Origin of the sequence: Olsenella profusa F0195, assembly GCF_000468755.1 — a bacterium.
In the GTDB taxonomy this organism is placed as follows: Bacteria; Actinomycetota; Coriobacteriia; order Coriobacteriales; family Atopobiaceae; genus Olsenella_F; species Olsenella_F profusa.
Map to the genome: position 1 here is coordinate 1 of NZ_AWEZ01000060.1, position 18,665 is coordinate 18,665.

Genomic DNA, 18,665 nt, shown 5'->3' on the forward strand with positions numbered 1-18,665 from the left:
ACGACAAATACGTACGGTAGAATCGTGTAAATTAATCGCGATTAATATTATACTATTGTCCAAATAGACAGATGCACGGGATCGTGCCACACCCCAGCTTGTACGAGGTACGGTGCGGGAGAGGAAGCGCAGGCCATGCCGGATACCGTCACGCTGCCCAAGACCTTCGATGAGTACAACGACACGCGCAAGGCAAACTTCATGCGCGTGAAGGAGTTCAAGGAGGGTGGTGGTCGCCTCGCGGGCTACCTCTGCTCCTACGCACCACTCGAGGTGCTGGACGCGGCGGGCGTCTCCAGCGTGGGACTCTGTGGCACCAGTGACGAGACGGTGGAGGCCGCCGAGACGGTGCTCCCGCGTGGCCTCTGCCCGCTCATCAAGTCCACCTACGGCTTCGCCCTCACGGACAAGTGCCCCTACACCTACTTCTCCGACCTCATCATTGGCGAGACCACCTGCGACGGCAAGAAGAAGATGTACGAGCTTCTGGATGACATCAAGCACACCTACGTGCTGCGCCTACCCAATGGTCACGACCGTGCCTACGAGTTCGACGCATGGTACGACGAGGTCAAGCTCTTCAAGGAGCACATCGAGGAGCTGCTGGGCGTGGAGGTGACGGAGGAGAAGCTGCGCGACGCCGCCCGCAAGCGCAACCGCCTGCGGCAGGCCGTCATCGATCAAGCGGAGCTTCAGGTGAGCGAGCCTCCGATGACCTGGGGCTGCGAGATCATGAGCTCCGCCCTTGCTGGCACCTTCTACTTTGACTGCGGGGAGTACGCCGCGAGCCTTGAGCGCAGCGTGGCCGAGCACAAGGCCGCCTATGAGGCGGGCGAGCGCCCCGTGCCCTCTACCGCCAAGCGCATCATGATCACGGGCTGCCCCACCGGTGGCGTCATCAAGAAGATTGGCGAGGTCATCGAGAAGAGCGGTGGCGTCATCGTCTGCAACGACTCCTGCAACGGCGAGCGCACGAGTCGCATGATGATTGATCCGGAGGCGCCGGACATCCTGCGTGCCATCTCCGACCACTACCTCAAGATCAACTGCGCCGTCATGACGCCCAACCAGGGCCGCCTCGACTCCATCCGCGACCTCTGTGACAAGTACCACGTGGTCGGTGTGATCGACAACGTGCTCACAGGCTGCCACCCCTTCAACGTGGAGGGTTCGCTCGTCGAGCGCCTCTGCGATGGGATGGGCATGCCCTACATGAAGCTCGAGACCGACTACTCCGATGGCGACTCGGGCCAGCTCTCCACGCGTATCGCCGCCTTCATCGAGATGCTATAGCACGGGCTTATTTGCTCGACGCTCTCACTGTTGAGGGTGCCTCTTTATAGTTGAGCCTCATTTGTCAGATGAACTGTCCTCTATGTAGTGGGGTGCGGGAATCTTTGCAGCAGTCAAGGTCGAGGGGAAGTCATGGGAGTCCACATCAAGGACCTGTCGTTTGCGTACAAGGGTACTGACCGACTAATCCTCGAGCATCTTGATCTGGATGTTCAAGACGGTGAGTTCGTTTGTCTTTTGGGGCAGTCCGGTTGTGGAAAGTCTACACTCCTCAGGCTCATTGCTGGCTTGGAGACGCCAAGCACAGGTGAGATTCTCTCCGGCGGCCAGCCGATTTCGGAAGCGAGCCTAAGCAGGGGAATCGTCTTTCAGGACTATGGTCTCTTTCCTTGGATGAGCGCAGGGGAGAACATCTCTTTAGGTCTTCATCAAAAGTTTCCAGAGATAGGCAAGGCCGCACTTAGGGAGCGCGTGGAACAGCTGCTCATAGAGGTGGGACTGGATCCTTCCATCTATCGGAAGCTCCCGAGGGAGTTATCTGGTGGCATGAAGCAGCGTTGTGCGATAGCTCGCGCCTTTGGCATTGATCCCCCGACACTTCTTATGGACGAGCCATTTGGTGCGCTTGATGCCGTCACACGGGTCCGTCTGCAAGATCTTGTCATGGATCTCTGGCAGAAGGAGGAGGAGAAAAAGACTGTTTTCTTTGTGACCCATGACGTCGATGAGGCCCTGCTACTTGCCACGCGCATCTGCATGCTGGGGCAATCTCCGAGCCAAGTCATCCTCGATGTTTCGATTCCATCGGAGCATCGTCCGGCTCGCGAGACGCAGTTCGATGATCCGTGGATCCTCAGCCTCAGGAACGACCTCGTGAAGCGCATGAACATGGATATCACCGCTCACGTCGAATGAGGTGGGGTTGTCCAATCACGCTCCCGTGGTCCTCTATGGCCTGCAATGGATTACGCGACCAGTACGAAGAAAGGAAAGAGCATGCCGCACGATCTCTCTGGAAGCCTTACTCGTAGGTCCTTCTTTGGCGACCTCGCCGCCGTTGGAGCTGGTCTGGCTCTCGGTGCCTGCAACAACTCCGAGGCCAATGCGCCAACTCCTGCGAACTCGGCTGCGCACGACCTTGAAGTGGATACTATTCACTGGGGCCGCGCCAACTCTGGCAACATCTTCGTGACCCTTGCCCAGCAGAAGGGGTACTTCGCTGACGAGGGCTTGACCGTCGTTGAAGATCCCGTGCAGAACGATACCGATGCCATGACCGCTTTGGGTTCCGGTGCCATTGATATTACGTCGAACCAGGGTACCTCCGGCCCCTTGAAGCAGATGGTGACTGGCCAGGACTTCACTTTCGTGGGCGGCTACATGTTGCAGGGCATGTACCTCATTGCCAAGAAGGGTACCACGTGGAACGGAATCGATGACCTCGTGGGCAAGCGCGTTGCTCACAAAGCCCCCCAGATTCCTGTCTGCTACGCCCTAATCCAGGCTGGCTACGATCCCAACGAGGTGGTTACCTGGGTAAGTACCAACACCTCTGCTGATCGCTTGGCTGCCGTCGTTGCGGGTGAGGCCGACTATGGCTATATGTCGGGCGATATGCTCTACACCGTTAACAATTCTGATGACGTGGACATCGTCGTGTATGCGGATGAACTCATGTCCGAGTACGGTTGCTGCCGTATGGATATGCGTACCGACTTCGTCAAGAGCAATCCCAAGACCATGCGCGCTCTCATGCGCGCCATGGTACGTGCCAATGCCTACTTCCAGGCCAATATTGACGAGTGTGTCACCATTCTTGCCAAGGAGCTCAACACCAACGAGGAGTATGTGGCTGCCTATCTCAAGAACGAGCACTACAGACCCGATATCGACCCAGTCAAGCACAAGATTGAGGATACCTACGAGGTCATGCAGAAGATTGACCTTGTCAGTGACGAGGAAGCGGCCAACTTCAAACTTGAGGATCATATCGACACGAGCTTCTATGAGAACGCCCTTAAGGAGATCTCCGAGGAGCATGCGGATGAGTATCCCGAGTGGTGGGCGAGCCGCAAGGAGTTCTTTGAGAATCAAAACAAGTAGAACACTGGCGACGGAAGAGGACAGAGAGGGCGTAGCATGGACAGGGTCGGCGCTTTCATCAAGAAATATTGGATTACCTTTTTGATCTTTGCTGGGCTCGTCGCCCTGTATGTCTTCATAGCAAACAACAAGCTCATCAATGCCTTCCTTTTCCCGCCTGCGGGGCAGGTTGCGGAGGCGTTCAAAGAATATAGCCAAACGATGGTCATCAACATGTTCTCCTCGTTTGGCCTTCTCGTTCCGGCCCTAGTCATCGCTAGCACCATCGCCTTGACAGTTGGGTCGATTCTAGGTATGAACAGACGCGCCCGCGAGGTGCTTCATCCGGTTATCTACACTATCAGCGTGGTTCCCTCGATTCTGCTCTCTCCCTTTGCCCTGTTGCTAGCCCCTAACTTTTGGAGTGCGTCGCTCTTCTTAATTATTTATCAGGCCATATGGGCGACGCTCTTTGCAACCATCACAGGTATCCAGACCATCAACAAGACCTATCTCGATAATGCTGCTGCCCTCGAGTTGCGGGGAGTCAAGAAATTCTTCAAGGTGATTCTCCCAGCAGCCAGTCCTTCCATTCTCTCTGGCTTCGTCACCTCTCTGCGTGGCTCGTTTGTCATGCTTGTTTATGCAGAGATGTACGGTGCAAAGTACGGTATGGGTTTCTTTGTCAAGAAGTATGCGGACTACGGCCTCTACCCCGAAACGTGGGCCGGCTTCATTTTCCTGGTTGTTGTTCTCGTGATCGTCATGCAGATTTTCGAGCATCTCAAGAATCGTGCGCTCGAGTGGTCCATGGACTAGGTGGAACTCTGAGCTCATTGGAGGCGTTATGCGAATCACCAAGATAGACATCATGCATTTGCAGGAGAGGCCCACCGACAACCCCGCATGGTCTCCGGTGCTGTGCCGCATCCACACCGATGCGGGCATCTTTGGGGACGGCGAGTGTGGCATGGCCTACGGCTGTCCCTCCACCGCGGCTCGCGCGGCCCTCGAGGAGTTCTCCCGCCTCATCATCGGCCGTGATCCGCTCCAGAGCCAGCTCATCTGGCAGGACCTCTACCGCACCAGCTTCTGGGGACAGAACGGCGGCCCCGTGATCTTCGCCGCCATGTCCGCCATCGACGTGGCGCTCTGGGACATCAAGGGCAAGCACTTCGGCGTCCCCGTGTACCAGCTGCTGGGCGGCAAGATGCGTGACCGCCTGCGCTGCTACGCGAGCCAGCTGCAGTTTGGCTGGGATGACAGGAAGACGCCGGCCGTCTCCCTCGAGGACTACCGCCGCAACGCCCGCAAGGCGCTCGACGAGGGCTACGACGCCATCAAGATCGACTTCCTCACCTTCGATGACGTGGACGGCCACCGCTTCGGCTACGAGGACACCACGCGCCTTTTGAGCCCGCGCTACGTGAACCTTGTGCGCGACCGTGTTGCCGCCGTGCGTGAGGAGGTGGGGCCGGACGTGGACATCATCATGGAGAACCACTCCAACGTCGATGCACAGTCCGCCGTCCAGCTGGGTGAGGCAGTGAAGCCCTACGGCATCTACTACTTCGAGGAGCCCTGCACGCCAACCCCCAAGATCACCAAGCTCATCGGCGACAAGCTCGACATCCCCGTAGCCCAGGGCGAGCGCGTGTACACGCGCTGGCAGTATGCACCGTACCTCGAGGACGGCTCGGTGCAGCTCATTCAGCCGGACCTGGGCAACTGCGGTGGCATCACCGAGGTCAAGAAGGTCGCGGACATGGCCGAGACCTACGATGTGGGCGTCCAGGTGCACGTGTGCTCCAGCCCCCTGCTCACCGCCGCGGCGCTGCAGCTCGAGTGCACGCTGCCCAACTTCGCCATCCACGAGCACCACGTGTACAACCGCTACGACTACAACCGTCGTCTGTGCGTCCACGACTACCAGCCTGAGGGCAGTTACTGCTCGATCCCGGACCTGCCGGGCCTGGGCAACGAGCTCAGCCCCTATGTGTTCGAACATGCGGACGTGGCTACGGTCGGGTAGCACGTCAACCAACGCATGCTTCGCTCACGGCAGCCGCCAGGACTCCCTGACAGCTGCCGTGAGTGAGGGGAGACTCCTCCTCTGCACCCACCACTGCTTGGCTGCGGCTGTTATTCTCGTCGTTGGTCGGCTGTTGCCGCGTCAAGCTGTCCTGCCGACCCCCGACGTCCTCAAGACCGTCCTCAAGGGCGGCTGGTTCTCCGATCCCGAGCAGTTCTCCCATACCGTGCTCTTTTTCCGACGAGAGCCGCTTGTGGCCTTGCCGAATGGTAGGGTGACTTCGCATGTCAAGAAGGGGGAGAGATGGCGCGCGTCCGTCTGGTTCGCGAGAACAGGGTGCTCGAGTGCGCAGAGGGGGAGAACCTCTACGAGCTGCTCTCTGGGCATGGGCTTATGGATGCGCCCTGCCGGGGTCGAGGCGCCTGCGGCAAGTGTGCGGTCACCGTCGCGGCGCAGGGGACGAGCCTGGCGGACGAAGCGGGGCGGGACGTGCTCGCCTGCCAACAGGAGGTCGCTGGTGACATCGAGGTCCTGACGCATCTCGTCGAGCGTCCCAAGGGCGTCGACCTCCAGCTTAACGACGTCGAGCACGACCCTGCCCCGGCGGGCACGTACGGGTGTGCCTTCGCCCTGGGTGCCGCGGAGCTGCTCTGCGCCCTCGTCGATCTTTCGCATGGGCGTGCCCTGCACGTGGCGGCACTGCCTGACCCGTTGCTTGCCTATGGTGGTGGCCCCGAGGAGCGTCTCGCCTGCCCGTCCGAGGACCTAGCGCACAGGCGGCTCCTCCTGCGCCGTCTGCTCGTGGATGCGCTGGATCTCTTCGTGCCCTCCCTGACCTATCGTCTGCACGTGGCTCCCGGAAGGGTTCGGGTCATGGTCATCTCTGCGGATGAGGTAACCCTCGATCTGCTCCTCCAGGGTGACTCGGGTGTTCCTGGGACTGCAGCGGAACTCGGCCTCTCCCATGCGGGGAAGGCACGGTTGAGCTTGCTGCCTGCACGGGGAGGGAAGGATCGCCTCGAGTCTGCCGTCCGCTGCCTCTGCCTGGCGGGCGAGCGCTTGCTCCTCGCGCTTCATAGCCGAGGCGACGTCCACACAGGTGCATGACGCCCTCGCATGGATCGGGGCCGCGCCTGGCGACAACACTCCATCCGTCGCATCCTGGCCCTGTCTTGGCCATGGCCGCCCTGCAAGCGACGGCATTCGGCCCCTTGCACTACGCGCCCACGGTGGCGTGGCGCTCCGCCTCCAGAGCCGCACCCAGCGCACCGGCGTAGCGCGCCTCGGGGCAGCTGGAGACGGGGGAGTCCAGCTTGTGCGAGAGGACCTCGATGATGTATGCGTTCTCGCAGAGGCCGCCCGTGAGGAAGTAGGGGGCGCCCTGGCCCTGTGCCGCCAGCGTGGCGATGCGACCCACTACGGAGTCGATGACGCCACGGGCGATGTTCTCGCGCGGCTCGCCACGCCCCACCAGGGAGATGACCTCCGACTCCGCGAAGACGGTGCACATGCTGCTGATCTTCGTGTCGCTCCCCGTGCGCGCCATGTCGGACATCTCCTGCTGCGTGACGCCCAGGCGGTTGGCCATCACCTCGAGGAAGCGCCCCGTTCCCGCGGCGCACTTGTCGTTCATGGCGAACTTCGTCACGCGCCCATGCTTGAGGCAGATGACCTTGGTGTCCTGGCCACCCACGTCGATGACGGTGCCCTCCTCGCCAAAGAGGCGCGTGGCGCCCCGGCCATGGCAGGTGATCTCCGTGATTGTCGTCTTCGCATAGGGGACGGCAATGCGTCCGTAGCCGGTTGCCACGGTGGTGACATCTGGGGACTCGACGTCGACGTGCGCCTCACGGAGCTGTTCCTGCACGATTTCGGCCGTCTCTCTGCTGCTGTAGCCGGTGGGCATGAGCAGGAGCCTGTGGGTGTCCAGCGCCTCGTCCAACACCGCCACCTTGGTGGCCGTCGAGCCGATGTCCACGCCTACGAACCATTGGGCCATGTCTCGTCGCCTTTCTCGCGCTGCTCCCGCTCGCCTACGGGAGCAGCTTCCCACCTATTTCACTTTCTTTTTCAAATGAAATCAAATACTATAATACACATGTATTATGCAGGCTTTTTGGGTCTGCTGGCAACCCCGTCCACGGAAGCCCATGAGGGCGGGGTCCGTCCGAGAGGAGAGGGAGAGAGATGGCACTTGAGAGCAACGTGAAGGTGACCAAGAACGAGATCAGCCCATCCGCGATCGGCAAGGCCGCCGAGGAGCTCTACGCCGGTGGCTTCTACTGCTGCGAGGCTGTCATGTCCGCCATACGCGACGGCTTTGGCCTGGATCTGCCCGATTCCATCATCGAGATGTCCTCCGGCATGGCCGTGGGCGTCGGCCGCTCGGGCTGCATGTGCGGGGCTGCCAACGGCGGCGTCATGGCTCTGGGCATGTTCTTCGGTCGCCACGAGCAGAACGGTCCCAAGGACCCGCGCTCCGTCAAGGTCATGGAGCTCACCCATGAGCTGCACGACTGGTTCCGTGACAACAACGGCAAGCATGCCCTGTGCTGCCGCGTCCTCACCCGTGGCATGGACATGGCCTCCGGCGAGCACAAGGCCCAGTGCATCCACTTCACCGGCCTCTGCGCCAGGAAGACGGCCGAGATCATCTGCCGTGAGATGGAGCTCACCAACCTCGACGAGCAGGCTGCCGCCTAGCACCTCATAGCGTCCCTGCGGGGCCACCACGCGCTAAGGTGTGGTGGCCCTTTTCACGACGAAAGGATAGGCCTCCATGAGCCTGCTCAAGCGTGTCTCCATCCCCTTCGCGGGCGTGGCCCTGGGCTTTGCTGCCCTCGGCAACCTGCTTCAGAGCTACTCCGAGGTGCTACGCGGCATCTGCGGCGTGCTCTCCCTCGTCTTCATCGTGCTGCTCGTCGGCAAGCTCGTCGTCGATGCCGCCGGCGTGCGCAAGGCGCTCGACAACCCCATCCAGGCCAGCGTCGCGGGCACCTTCCCCATGGCCCTCATGCTCCTGAGCACCTACATCGCGCCGCTCGTTCACGGCTTCGCCTTCGCGCTGTGGGTCTGCGCCGTGGCCCTGCACCTGGTGCTCATCGTGTGGTTCAGCCTCAAGTTCCTCCGCAAGCTGGAGCTCAAGACCGTCTTTGCGAGCTACTACATCGTCTACGTGGGCATCGTGGTGGCCTCGGTGACGGCCCCCGCCTTCGGCATGGAGGCCTTCGGCAACATCGCCTTCTGGTTCGGCCTGGTGTGCCTCGTCGCCCTGCTCGTGCTGGTGACGGTGCGCTACGTGCGCCTGCCCGAGGTGCCCGAGCCCGCCCGTCCGGTGTTCTGCATCTACGCGGCGCCTACGAGCCTCTGCGTGGCCGGCTACGTCCAGTCCGGCCAGCCCAAGTCCCTGCCCTTCGCCCTGGCGCTGCTCGCCATCGCGACCATCATCTACGTCATCTCGCTCGTGAGGGCCATCCCGCTCCTGGGTGCCAAGTTCTTCCCCAGCTGGGCGTCCTTCACCTTCCCCTTCGTCATCAGCGCCATCGCCTCCAAGCAGGTCATGGCCATGGCGGCCAAGATGGGTGCGCCCCTGCCATGGCTGGGGCCCGTGGTGCTCGTCGAGACGGTCATCGCCGTGGTGCTCTGCGTGTACGTGTACGTCCGCTTCTGCGCATCGCTCGCCCGGAAGGAGGCCTAGGCCCCGCCTGGGCCCTGCCTCACAGAGAACGCAGCCCCCGGCCGGCGTCATCCCTGAAGGGTGGCGCCGGCCTCCTTCTGGGCATGGAGGGGGCTGAAGGGGCAGTCGAGTCCCGTGCACAGGCGGTTTTGGGCGGCCCGGGTGCACACGGGGCGCGAGGGGGTGAGCGTCACGCCCAGCTCCTCGCGCACGATGCGCGCGGCGACGAGCAGACAGAGGTAGGACTCCCGCTTGCAGCAGCGCGGGCCTCCGACCTTGGCCACGGCGGCGAGGGCCTCCGAGGTCATGTGGTTGCACAGGCCAAAGGTCCGCTCCGAGAAGGGGTTGGTGCCGGTGACGATGGACATGAAGATGCCACAGCTCACCGCAGCCCCGCAGCAGCCCCACATGCCACAGATCCCACCCGGCACCTGCTTGCCGCGGGAGAGCATCTCCTTGAGCGCCTCCCCGAGGTCCAGCTCACCGCCGGCGTTATGGTAGGCGGTAAGGAGTGCCGCACCCACCATCGTGTGGTGCTCGGGACCGTTCATGTGGCAGAAGGGCTGGCCCATGAGGTCCTCCATGATGGCGATGGGATCGCTTGTGGTCTCGGCCCTGCACACGCCCACGATGGCGTCCAGGCCCCGACGGTGGCAGTCGTCGCATACGAAGTGCCCATGGACGCAACGGGTGTTGCTGGGGAAGGTGCGGTGGCAGATCGCGCACTCCATGGCTTCCTCGTGCTCGAGGTACTCGAGCTCCGCATGGCAGATCAGGCACTCGTCGACGTCATGCCCGCGCCTTCCCATGGAGCATCACCCTTTCGTTCGCTAGGAATTACTACCGTTGACCGTTTGCTATTGAATTTGACTTACTGCGATTACTATTATATATGGAGTCAGTCCTAGCGAAGCCATTTCCAGCCGGAAGGGAGGTGCGGCCCTACTCCATGTCTTACGATTCCTCTTTTGCGGCTCGTTTTACCTGTGCACCAAACGCTTGATGGTCCTGCCTGCTTGGCCGTGAGCCGAGTGTGGCCGCGCCCGTTGGGAGCCGAGAGGCTACCCTTCACCGACGGCCATGACTCAGCTTTGGACTGGCCTCTGGTCATTAGGATACATAATCGCGATTATGTATCCTAAACCTTGGCCACAGCGGGCTGTGTGCGTCCACAGCCTGTCGGCGCTCTACGGTAAGGCATCTGTAGGAAGAACAGCAAAGGAAGAAGAAAGGAGCAAGAGCCGTATGAAACTGGAGATTGGAAACGTCAACGTCAAGGACGTGCTTCTCGGCAGCGAGAACTCGTTCAAGGACGGCATCCTGACGATCGACAAGCAGGGCGCGATCGATTACCTCAAGGGCGAGGACGATCACATCACCGAGCTTGACATCGTCATCGCGCATCCTGGCGACGACACCCGCATCGTCCCCGTCATCGAGACGATCGAGCCGCGTGTCCGCATGGATGGCCGTTGCGTGTTCCCCGGTGTGACCGACGAGGTCGTGCCGGCCGGTGATGGCGAGCTCAAGGCCGCGAAGGGCACGTGCGTCACGGTCGTTGGCAAGGAGTGGGGTTCGTTCGGCGACGGCGTCATCGACATGGGTGGCGAGGGAGCCAAGCACACCTATTGGTCAAAGCTCATCAACATCTGCCTCGTAGGCGATACCGACGAGGAGTTCGAGCGTCACGAGCAGCAGAAGTGCAACCACGCCCTTCGCTGGGCTGGACACCGCCTGGCCGAGTACGTGGGCAAGATCATCAAGGACGTCGACGCAGACGAAACCGAGACCTACGTGTTCGACCCCGTGCTGAAGCGCGACGAGGCTCGCAAGGACCTCCCGAACGTCGCCATCGTCCTGCAGCCCCAGTCCCAGATGGAGGCCATGGGCTACAACGACCTGCTGTATGGCTGGGACATGAACCACTTCCTGCCGACCTTCTTGAGCCCCACCGAGGTGTTTGATGGGTGCATCATCTCTGGCTCGTTCATGCCCGCCTCCTCCAAGTGGTCGACGTACGAGTTCCAGAACTTCCCGCTTATCAAGGAGCTCTTCAAGCACGACGGGATCGACTACAACTTCGTGGGCGTCATCATGTCCAACCTGAACGTCGCCCTCAACCAGAAGGAGCGCTCGGCGGTCATGGTGCGCAACATCGCCCTCAACCTGGGCGTTGACTACGCGCTCGTCACCGAGGAGGGCTACGGCAACCCCGACACCGACTACGTGCGCTGCCAGGTCATCCTGGAGGATGCCGGCATCCCCGTCGTGGGCGTCTCCAACGAGTCCGATGGCCGCGATGGCGAGGGCCAGCCGCTCGTCGTGCTCAACGAGAAGCTTACCGCCCTGGTCTCTACGGGCAACGTGGGCGAGCTTACCGAGCTTCCCGCCTGCAAGACCGTCATCGGCAACCTTGAGGCCATGAATCGCGATGGCATGTCCGGTTCCTGGGGCTACGATGAGATCCTGGGCAAGTCCGCCCGTGACGATGGCTCCATCATCATGGAGGACAACAACTGGTTCTGCGGGGACCACATCTCTGGATTCTCCGTCAAGACCATGGCAGAAGTGTAGGCATTCGATACAGGTAAAGGAGGTAAGCAAATGAAGAAAGTCATCTACTACGTCAACCAGTTCTTCGGCGGCATCGGCGGCGAGGACAAGGCCGACTTCGAGCCCGAGATTCGCGAGGGCGTCGTCGGTCCGGCCATGGCCGCCAACCAGCAGCTGGTTGATGCCGAGGTCACGCACACCATCATCTGCGGCGACAACTTCATGGGTTCCAACACCGATGAGGCGATCTCCCGGATTCTGGGCTTCCTCGATGGCCTCGAGTTTGACATGCTCATCGCCGGCCCCGCCTTCCAGGCTGGCCGCTATGGCGTCGCCTGTGGCAACGTCTGCAAGGCCGTGCATGAGAAGTTCGGGGTTCCCACGATCACGTCCATGAACGTGGAGAACCCGGGCGTCGACATGTTCAAGAAGGACTGCTACATCATGAGCGGTGCCAATGCGGCCGCCAAGATGCGCAAGGACCTCAAGAAGATGATCGGCTTTGCCAACAAGGTCCTGTCCGGTGCGCCCCTCATGGGTGCCGTGGCCGAGGGGTATTTCCCCCGTGGCATCCGTCACGAGATCTTCCTTGAGGACAAGTACGAGAACACTGCGGCCTTCCGCGGCGTGGACATGCTCATCAAGAAGATCAAGGGTCAGCCCTATCAGACGGAGCTGGTCATCCCCAAGAAGGACGTCGTGCCCATCGCCGATCCCATCGTCGACCTCTCCAAGGCCAACATCGCCCTGGTGACCAGCGGCGGCATCGTGCCCGTGGACAACCCCGACCGCATCCAGTCCGCCTCCGCGACGCGCTGGGGTCGCTACGACATCTCGAGCTTGGATGCCCTTCCCAACCGTGCGTCCAATGGCTACAAGACCATCCACGCCGGCTACGACCCTGCCGCCGCCGATGCAGACCCCAACGTCTGCGTCCCCGTGGACGCCATGCGCGCCTATGAGAAGGAAGGCAAGATCGGCAAGCTCCACCCGTACTTCTACTCCACCGTCGGCACCGGTACCACCGAGTCCGAGGCTGCCCGCATGGCGTCCGAGATGATCCCCTTCCTCAAGGAGGATGGCGTCAACGGCATCATCGTCGGCAGCACTTGAGGCACCTGCACTCGTTGCGGTGCAACGATGGTAAAGGTCTTCGAGCGCGCTGGTTTCCCTGTCGTGCACATGTGCAACCTCGTCCCCGTCTCCACGACGGTGGGCGCCAATCGCATCGTGCCGACCATCTCCATTCCGTATCCTCTCGGCGATCCCTCTACGCCGAAGGAAGAGCAGTGGAAGCTCCGGTATCACCGAGTCGGCGTAGCGCTTGATGCCTTGGCGACTCCGATTACCGAGCAGACCGTGTTCAAGGTAAAGATCTAAGGGCAAAGGATCGGAGGACTTGGCAGTTATGGACAAGGTATACGACGTAATCATTCTTGGCGCTGGCCCTGCGGGCCTGGCAGCGGGTCTGTATTCCGGCCGTGCGCGCCTCTCTACGCTCATCATCGAGAAAGCGCAGGATGGTGGCCAGATTGCCATCACGGATGAGATTGAGAACTATCCTGGGCAGCAGCTCGAGGGAGAGAGTGGCCCGTCCCTGGTTGCTCGTATGACCAAGCAGGCGGAGAAGTTTGGCTGCGAACGCGTGAGCGATCTTGTGAAGAGCGTCGAGCTGGAGGGTCAGCCCAAGAAGGTCGTCTGTGCCAACGGCGAGTATCACGCAAAGGTCGTCATTCTGGCGACCGGTGCCAACCATCGTCCCATCGGCTGCAAGAACGAGGAGAGGTTCGTGGGCAGGGGCATCTCCTTCTGCGCCACCTGCGACGCCGACTTCTTCGAGGACCTTCCCGTGTATGTGGTCGGCGGCGGTGACGCGGCTGTCGAGGAGGCCATGTACCTCACGAAGTTCGCTCGTAGCGTCACGCTTATCCACCGTCGCAACGAGCTCCGTGCTGTCAAGTCCATCCAGGAACGTGCCTTCAGGTGCAAGGGCCTCGACTTCATGTGGGATAGCGTCGTCGACGAGGTCGATGGCGACGACATCCTTCAGAAGATGGTCGTCCGCAACGTCAAGACCGGTGAGCTCACCACCGTTGAGGCTGATCCCGACGATGGCATCTTCGGCCTGTTCGGATTCATCGGCATGATTCCGACGACAGATCTCTTTGCTGGTCAGGTGGACATGGATGAGCGTGGCTACATCGTGACCGATGATGACATGCACACCAACATCGAGGGCGTCTATGCCGCCGGTGACCTCCGCCACAAGAGTTTGAAACAGGTAGTTACGGCCTGCGCGGACGGTGCTATCGCTGCCATGCAGGCCAACGGTTACATCAGTGAGATGAAGTGAGGAGAGCGACAATGCTGGAGCTGGACAAGAAGACGTTTGATGACGAGGTTCTCAAGGCCGATGGCAAGGTGTTCGTCGACTTCTATGGTGACGGCTGCGTGCCGTGCGCCGCGCTGAAGCCGCATGTGGAGGAGTACGCCGAGCAGTACGGTGACAAGCTGAAGTTCTGCGCGCTCAACACCACCAAGGCCCGTCGCCTGGCTATCGCACAGAAGATCCTCGGTCTTCCCGTCATGCGCATCTACGAGAACGGCGAGATCGTCGACGAGGTCGTCAAGGACGACGCCACCGTCGAGAGCATCGAGGCCATGATCAAGAAGGCCATCGCCTAGCTTCTGGATCCCTTGTTCCAAACGCACTGCCTGGTGCTGTGTCCTTGATGCGGCTCTGTCTGGGGCGTGTCGCCGCGTACTCGCGCGGCACGCCCTTCTGGCTACATATACAACGTGTGTTTTCGTGAAGAGAAAGGAGAGAAGCATGGCTGATTCGAGTACGTCCGAAAAGCGGAGTGGTTGGGAAATGGTCGACAAGCAGGTCTTTGCCATCGCCGGCGTCGTCTGCCTTCTCGTCATCATCTCGACGCTTCTTTTCCCTGCCCAGGCCGCCGACGTCATCGCCGGCCTGTTCTCAGGCATGACGACGAACTTTGGCTGGTTCTATATGCTGCTCATGGCGATATTCGTGGCGTTTGCGCTGTTCCTTGCCTTCAGTCGCTATGGCAACGTCAAGCTGGGCAAGGATGACGACAAGCCCGAGTTCTCCTTCGCCTCGTGGTTCTTCATGCTCTTCTCTGCGGGCATGGGCATCGGTCTGGTCTTCTACTCCGTTGCCGCCCCCATGAGCTTCTTCATTCAGCCGCCCACCGCCAAGCCGGGCACCATCCAGGCGGCACAGGACGCCATGCACTATACGTTCCTGCACTGGGGCCTCCACCCGTGGGCGGCGTACGTGGTGATTGGTGCGGGGCTTGGCTACTTCCAGCATCGCATGGGCAAGCCGGCCCTGCTGAGCTCCGTGTTCGTCCCACTCTTTGGCGAGAAGGCCTGCAACGGCCTGTTTGGCAAGATCGTCGACGCCCTCGCGGTCATCGTGACGGTGTTTGGCGTGACGACCTCACTGGGCATGGGCGCCATTCAGATCTCCGGTGGCCTGGGCTATGAGTTTGGCCTGCCCTCGGGCATCCCCACGATGCTCGCCGTGGTCGTCATCGCGACCATCATCTATACCGTCGCCTCCGTCTCCGGCGTCGACAAGGGCATCAGCCTCTGCGCCAACGTCAACCTGTGGATCATGATCGGCGTCATGGTGTTCCTGTTCATTGCGGGCAACACCACGTTCCTCATGGACTACTTCACCGAGAGCCTGGGCAACTACCTCACCAACATCGTGAAGGACAGCTTCTGGGTCGACGCGTTCTCCCAGACCAATGGCTGGATTGACGGGTGGACCATCTTCTTCTGGGCCTGGTGGATTGCGTGGGCACCCTTCGTGGGCGGCTTCATTGCGCGCATCTCCAAGGGTCGCACCATCCGCGAGTTCGTCATCGGTGCCCTGATCTTCCCCAGCATTCTGTCGTTCTTCTTCATGACCGTCCTGGGTGGCAACGCCATCGACCTGACGCTCAACGGTGGGGTCACGGCAATCTCCGAGGCGATCACGAAGGACGTCTCCCTGGGCCTCTTCGCGATGCTCAACCAGATGCCGCTCTCCGGTCTGCTGTCCGTGCTCTGCATGGTGCTGCTGCTCGTCTTCTTCATCACCTCGGCCAATGGAGCCACGCTCGTATGCTCGATGATGACCTCTCGTGGTGTGCAGAACCCTCCCAAGCGCATCATCGTCTTCTGGTCCCTCGTCCTCGGTGCGACTGCCATGGGCCTGCTGCTTGCCGGTGGCCTCTCCTCGGTCCAGACCATCTCCGTCATCGGCGCCTTCCCCTTCGGCTTCATTTGCCTGGGTGTCATCGTGGCGGTGGTGAAGGCCCTCAAGAACGAGTTTGACCCAGAATCGGGCTCGCGGCGCTCGCTCAAGGAGACGATCGCTATCGACCAGGCCTGGTACGATGATCACCGCACTGAGGTAGAGCCCACGAAGGGAGTCGCGTAAGTCCGCTCTTCCTCTGGTGACTTGATAGGTTGGTTCTTGGGTGTCATCGCTCAGACCATGGACGGTGGCACCCCTCCCACAGGGACGCATCCAATGCGTGCCCGTCTCGGGAGAGATCGTTTCTCGGTCTGTCGTCTGCCGTACGTGAGGCGTGGGAGCGTCCGCGCACCTGATGAGTCGGGGTGATGGGATGATTGAGGAAAGCATAGGCGTGGTGCAGGAGGCCGAGTCGCATGCCGCGACCGTTGTCGCCGAGGCACAGGAGCGTGCGAAGCGGATCAGGCACGAGGCCGAGCTGCAGGCGAAGGACATCAAGGCGCGGGCGCACGATGAGGCTCGCTCCCTACGTGCTGCGGCCGAGCAGCAGTGGCGCCGCGACGAGGCGGAGGCGCTCAGCGCCGCGCAGGCCACCTCGCTCGAGGATGCGGATGGAACCGGCAAGCCCTCCGACGAGCGCATGTCAGCTGCGGTCGACGCGGCCAAGGAGCTTGCGCTGTCCTAGGTGCGGCATCGTAGTTCATCATAGGTTGCGAAGAGAGAGGGGAGTGGTCACATGGCGGTGGTAAAGATGCAGAAGCTTGGCATCTGCGCCATGACCAACCGTCGTGGCGACATACTGGGCATCCTCCAGTCCATGGGCGTCATGCAGGTGGAGCAGGGCTTTGATGCTCAGGACATGGCGTTTCCCGACACCCACGACACCGCCGTGCAGTTCAATCGCTATGCGGCGCAGCTCGACGGCGCCGTCAAGGTGCTTTCGCTGTACGCTCCCGAGGGACACCGCGGGCTCTCGCTGTTCGAGGGCAAGCAAAGGGTCACGCGCAAGGAGTTTGACAGGAGCAAGGCCGAGGCGGACGAGCTTCTGGATGCCGGGCGTGACATCGTCGACTTGGAGCACGACATCCGTGAGGCCCAGAACACCATCGGCAGGGACGAGGTGGCGCAGGCGGCCCTTAGGCCCTGGATGGGCCTCGATGTCCCCTTCGACTACACGGGAACCCGCGACATGGCGTTCGTCGCCGGCACCTTCCAGGGCGACGCCACGGCCGAGGAGCTTGTGCAGGAACTGACGGACGGTCTGGGGGACAACCCCCCCGTCGAGGTGCGGGTCCTCACGCGCGAGGCGGGCCTCACCTATGCGTGCGTGCTGTACCTGCGCAGTGTGTCCGAGAAGGTCAAGGAGAACCTGCGCAGGCTGGGCTTTGCGCGGCCGTCGTCCTCGCTCGATGGCACGCCCGCCAAACTCATGGCTGGCTACGAGACGGACATCGAGCGCCAGCACGACCGGATCGATGAGGCGGAGCGCACAATCGGCTCCTATGCCCCCCTGCGCTCGCGTCTCGAGACCTGTGCCGACTACTTCCGTGACCGGGCCGCGCGCTACGAGCTTCTGGCCTCCGTGCCCGAGACGAAGAGCGTCTTCTTTCTTGAGGGTTGGGTGACGGCCCAGCAGGCCCCGGCGGTCAAGGGGCTGCTCGAGGAGCGCTATGGGGCCTGCGTGGAGTTCGAGGAGGCCCGCGAAGGAGAACAGGAGCCTACACTGCTCCACAACAACCGCTTTTCTGCCGCCGTCGAGCCCGTCCTTGAGTCCTATGGACTGCCGCGCCACGGCAAGGTGGATCCCTCGTTCATCATGTCCATCTTCTACGTGATCTTCTTTGGCATGATGCTCTCCGATGCGGGCTATGGCATCGTCGTGGCCTTGGGGTGCGGCATCGTCCTGGCGCGTCACCACGACATGAGCGAGGGAACCAACCGCATGTTGCGCCTCTTCTTCTGGTGTGGCCTGTCGACCACCTTCTGGGGGTTGATGTATGGCGGCATCTTCGGCAATGCCATAGACACCATCGCGACCACGTTCTTTGGCTATGAGGGCCCCCAGATCGTCAGGCCCCTCTGGTTCGAGCCCATGGCCAACCCCATGGCGCTGCTCATGTGGTGCCTGCTCTTTGGTGTCATCCACCTGTTTGTGGGCCTGGGCATCAAGGGGTACGAACTGCTCAAGGATGGGGACGGGCTGGGGTTCGTGGGCGAGGTCCTCTCGTGGTACCTCCTGCTCGTCGGCCTCATCTTCATGCTGCTGCCCACCGACCTCTTTGCCTCGATCGCGGGGTTCTCGGTGGCACTTCCCGGCTGGGTGGCCACGCTGTCCAACGCGTGTGCGGCCGTGGGTGCCATCCTGGTGGTCCTCCTGGGCAGCCGCGACTCTGCCAACTGGGGCGTGAGGATCGCGTCGGGCCTCTACGACCTCTATGGGGTCACCGGCTGGCTCTCCGACCTGCTGTCCTACTCGCGCCTTCTGGCCCTGGGCCTTGCGACGGGCGTCATCGCCAACGTCGTCAACATGATGGCGGCGATGATGGGGCCCACCCCCCTGGGCATCGTGGCCTTCGTGCTCATCTTCGTCCTGGGGCACACGCTCAACATCGGCATCAACATGCTCGGTGCGTACGTGCACACCAACCGACTGCAGTTCGTCGAGTTCTTTGGCAAGTTCTATGACGGTGGCGGTGAGGCGTTCGCGCCCTTCGGCACCAGCCATAGGTATGTAGAGATTCGAGAGGAGTCATAAC

17 protein-coding genes are annotated in these 18,665 nt (G+C 61.5%); 15 read left to right on the forward strand and 2 right to left on the reverse strand.

The window, feature by feature from the left end:
* Nucleotides 1-135 precede the first annotated feature (135 nt).
* The 6 genes from HMPREF1316_RS08340 to HMPREF1316_RS08370 all read left to right on the forward strand — a co-directional run bounded on the left by HMPREF1316_RS08340 (nt 136) and on the right by HMPREF1316_RS08370 (nt 6,514).
* The gene (locus HMPREF1316_RS08340) at nt 136-1,293 is read left to right on the forward strand and encodes a double-cubane-cluster-containing anaerobic reductase (RefSeq protein WP_021726594.1); all 1,158 of its coding nucleotides are present in this window, start codon (nt 136-138) and stop codon (nt 1,291-1,293) included.
* A 132-nt stretch (nt 1,294-1,425) separates the two neighbouring features.
* Nucleotides 1,426-2,208: an ABC transporter ATP-binding protein gene (locus tag HMPREF1316_RS08345; protein WP_021726620.1), complete on the forward strand. Its 783-nt coding sequence runs from the start codon at nt 1,426-1,428 to the stop codon at nt 2,206-2,208.
* Between the two features lie 81 nt (nt 2,209-2,289).
* On the forward strand, nt 2,290-3,396 hold the full coding sequence (locus HMPREF1316_RS08350; protein WP_021726563.1) for an ABC transporter substrate-binding protein: 1,107 nt from the start codon (nt 2,290-2,292) through the stop codon (nt 3,394-3,396).
* 36 nt (nt 3,397-3,432) lie between these two features.
* Nucleotides 3,433-4,194, forward strand: coding sequence for an ABC transporter permease (locus HMPREF1316_RS08355; RefSeq protein ID WP_021726619.1), 762 nt, complete (start codon nt 3,433-3,435; stop codon nt 4,192-4,194).
* Between the two features lie 52 nt (nt 4,195-4,246).
* Nucleotides 4,247-5,407, forward strand: coding sequence for a mandelate racemase/muconate lactonizing enzyme family protein (locus HMPREF1316_RS08360; protein WP_198009634.1), 1,161 nt, complete (start codon nt 4,247-4,249; stop codon nt 5,405-5,407).
* A 303-nt stretch (nt 5,408-5,710) separates the two neighbouring features.
* A complete protein-coding gene (locus tag HMPREF1316_RS08370; protein WP_021726580.1) occupies nt 5,711-6,514 on the forward strand; it encodes a 2Fe-2S iron-sulfur cluster-binding protein in 804 nt (267 codons plus the stop codon).
* Nucleotides 6,515-6,623: 109 nt separating this feature from the next.
* Here the strand turns inward: HMPREF1316_RS08370 and HMPREF1316_RS08375 are convergent, their stop codons facing one another.
* A complete protein-coding gene (locus HMPREF1316_RS08375; RefSeq protein ID WP_021726575.1) occupies nt 6,624-7,406 on the reverse strand; it encodes an acyl-CoA dehydratase activase in 783 nt (260 codons plus the stop codon).
* A gap of 188 nt (nt 7,407-7,594) precedes the next feature.
* Between HMPREF1316_RS08375 and HMPREF1316_RS08380 the strand changes: the two genes are divergently transcribed.
* Both HMPREF1316_RS08380 and HMPREF1316_RS08385 read left to right on the forward strand, forming a co-directional pair.
* The gene (locus tag HMPREF1316_RS08380; protein WP_021726560.1) at nt 7,595-8,110 is read left to right on the forward strand and encodes a C-GCAxxG-C-C family protein; all 516 of its coding nucleotides are present in this window, start codon (nt 7,595-7,597) and stop codon (nt 8,108-8,110) included.
* A 76-nt stretch (nt 8,111-8,186) separates the two neighbouring features.
* The gene (locus HMPREF1316_RS08385) at nt 8,187-9,104 is read left to right on the forward strand and encodes a TDT family transporter (protein ID WP_021726565.1); all 918 of its coding nucleotides are present in this window, start codon (nt 8,187-8,189) and stop codon (nt 9,102-9,104) included.
* A gap of 47 nt (nt 9,105-9,151) precedes the next feature.
* On the opposite strand, the gene HMPREF1316_RS08390 is transcribed toward HMPREF1316_RS08385, so the two are convergent.
* Nucleotides 9,152-9,892, reverse strand: coding sequence for a DUF5714 domain-containing protein (locus HMPREF1316_RS08390; RefSeq protein WP_021726630.1), 741 nt, complete (start codon nt 9,890-9,892; stop codon nt 9,152-9,154).
* A gap of 436 nt (nt 9,893-10,328) precedes the next feature.
* Between HMPREF1316_RS08390 and HMPREF1316_RS08395 the strand changes: the two genes are divergently transcribed.
* The 7 genes from HMPREF1316_RS08395 (at nt 10,329) to HMPREF1316_RS08430 (ending at nt 18,664) form a co-directional block, all read left to right on the forward strand.
* A complete protein-coding gene (locus HMPREF1316_RS08395; protein ID WP_021726589.1) occupies nt 10,329-11,657 on the forward strand; it encodes a glycine/sarcosine/betaine reductase component B subunit in 1,329 nt (442 codons plus the stop codon).
* A 30-nt stretch (nt 11,658-11,687) separates the two neighbouring features.
* Nucleotides 11,688-13,016 (forward strand): betaine reductase selenoprotein B, encoded by a 1,329-nt coding sequence (gene grdH, locus HMPREF1316_RS08400; protein ID WP_084620915.1) that lies wholly within the window; start codon nt 11,688-11,690, stop codon nt 13,014-13,016.
* A gap of 28 nt (nt 13,017-13,044) precedes the next feature.
* A complete protein-coding gene (trxB, locus tag HMPREF1316_RS08410) occupies nt 13,045-13,989 on the forward strand; it encodes a thioredoxin-disulfide reductase (RefSeq protein ID WP_021726585.1) in 945 nt (314 codons plus the stop codon).
* Between the two features lie 11 nt (nt 13,990-14,000).
* Nucleotides 14,001-14,321, forward strand: coding sequence for a thioredoxin TrxA (trxA, locus tag HMPREF1316_RS08415; protein WP_021726566.1), 321 nt, complete (start codon nt 14,001-14,003; stop codon nt 14,319-14,321).
* A 145-nt stretch (nt 14,322-14,466) separates the two neighbouring features.
* Nucleotides 14,467-16,092, forward strand: a complete 1,626-nt coding sequence (locus tag HMPREF1316_RS08420) for a BCCT family transporter (protein WP_156901040.1) — start codon at nt 14,467-14,469, stop codon at nt 16,090-16,092.
* Between the two features lie 190 nt (nt 16,093-16,282).
* Nucleotides 16,283-16,594, forward strand: coding sequence for a hypothetical protein (locus HMPREF1316_RS08425; RefSeq protein WP_040651948.1), 312 nt, complete (start codon nt 16,283-16,285; stop codon nt 16,592-16,594).
* A 51-nt stretch (nt 16,595-16,645) separates the two neighbouring features.
* Nucleotides 16,646-18,664 (forward strand): V-type ATP synthase subunit I, encoded by a 2,019-nt coding sequence (locus HMPREF1316_RS08430; RefSeq protein ID WP_021726618.1) that lies wholly within the window; start codon nt 16,646-16,648, stop codon nt 18,662-18,664.
* Nucleotide 18,665 lies beyond the last annotated feature (1 nt).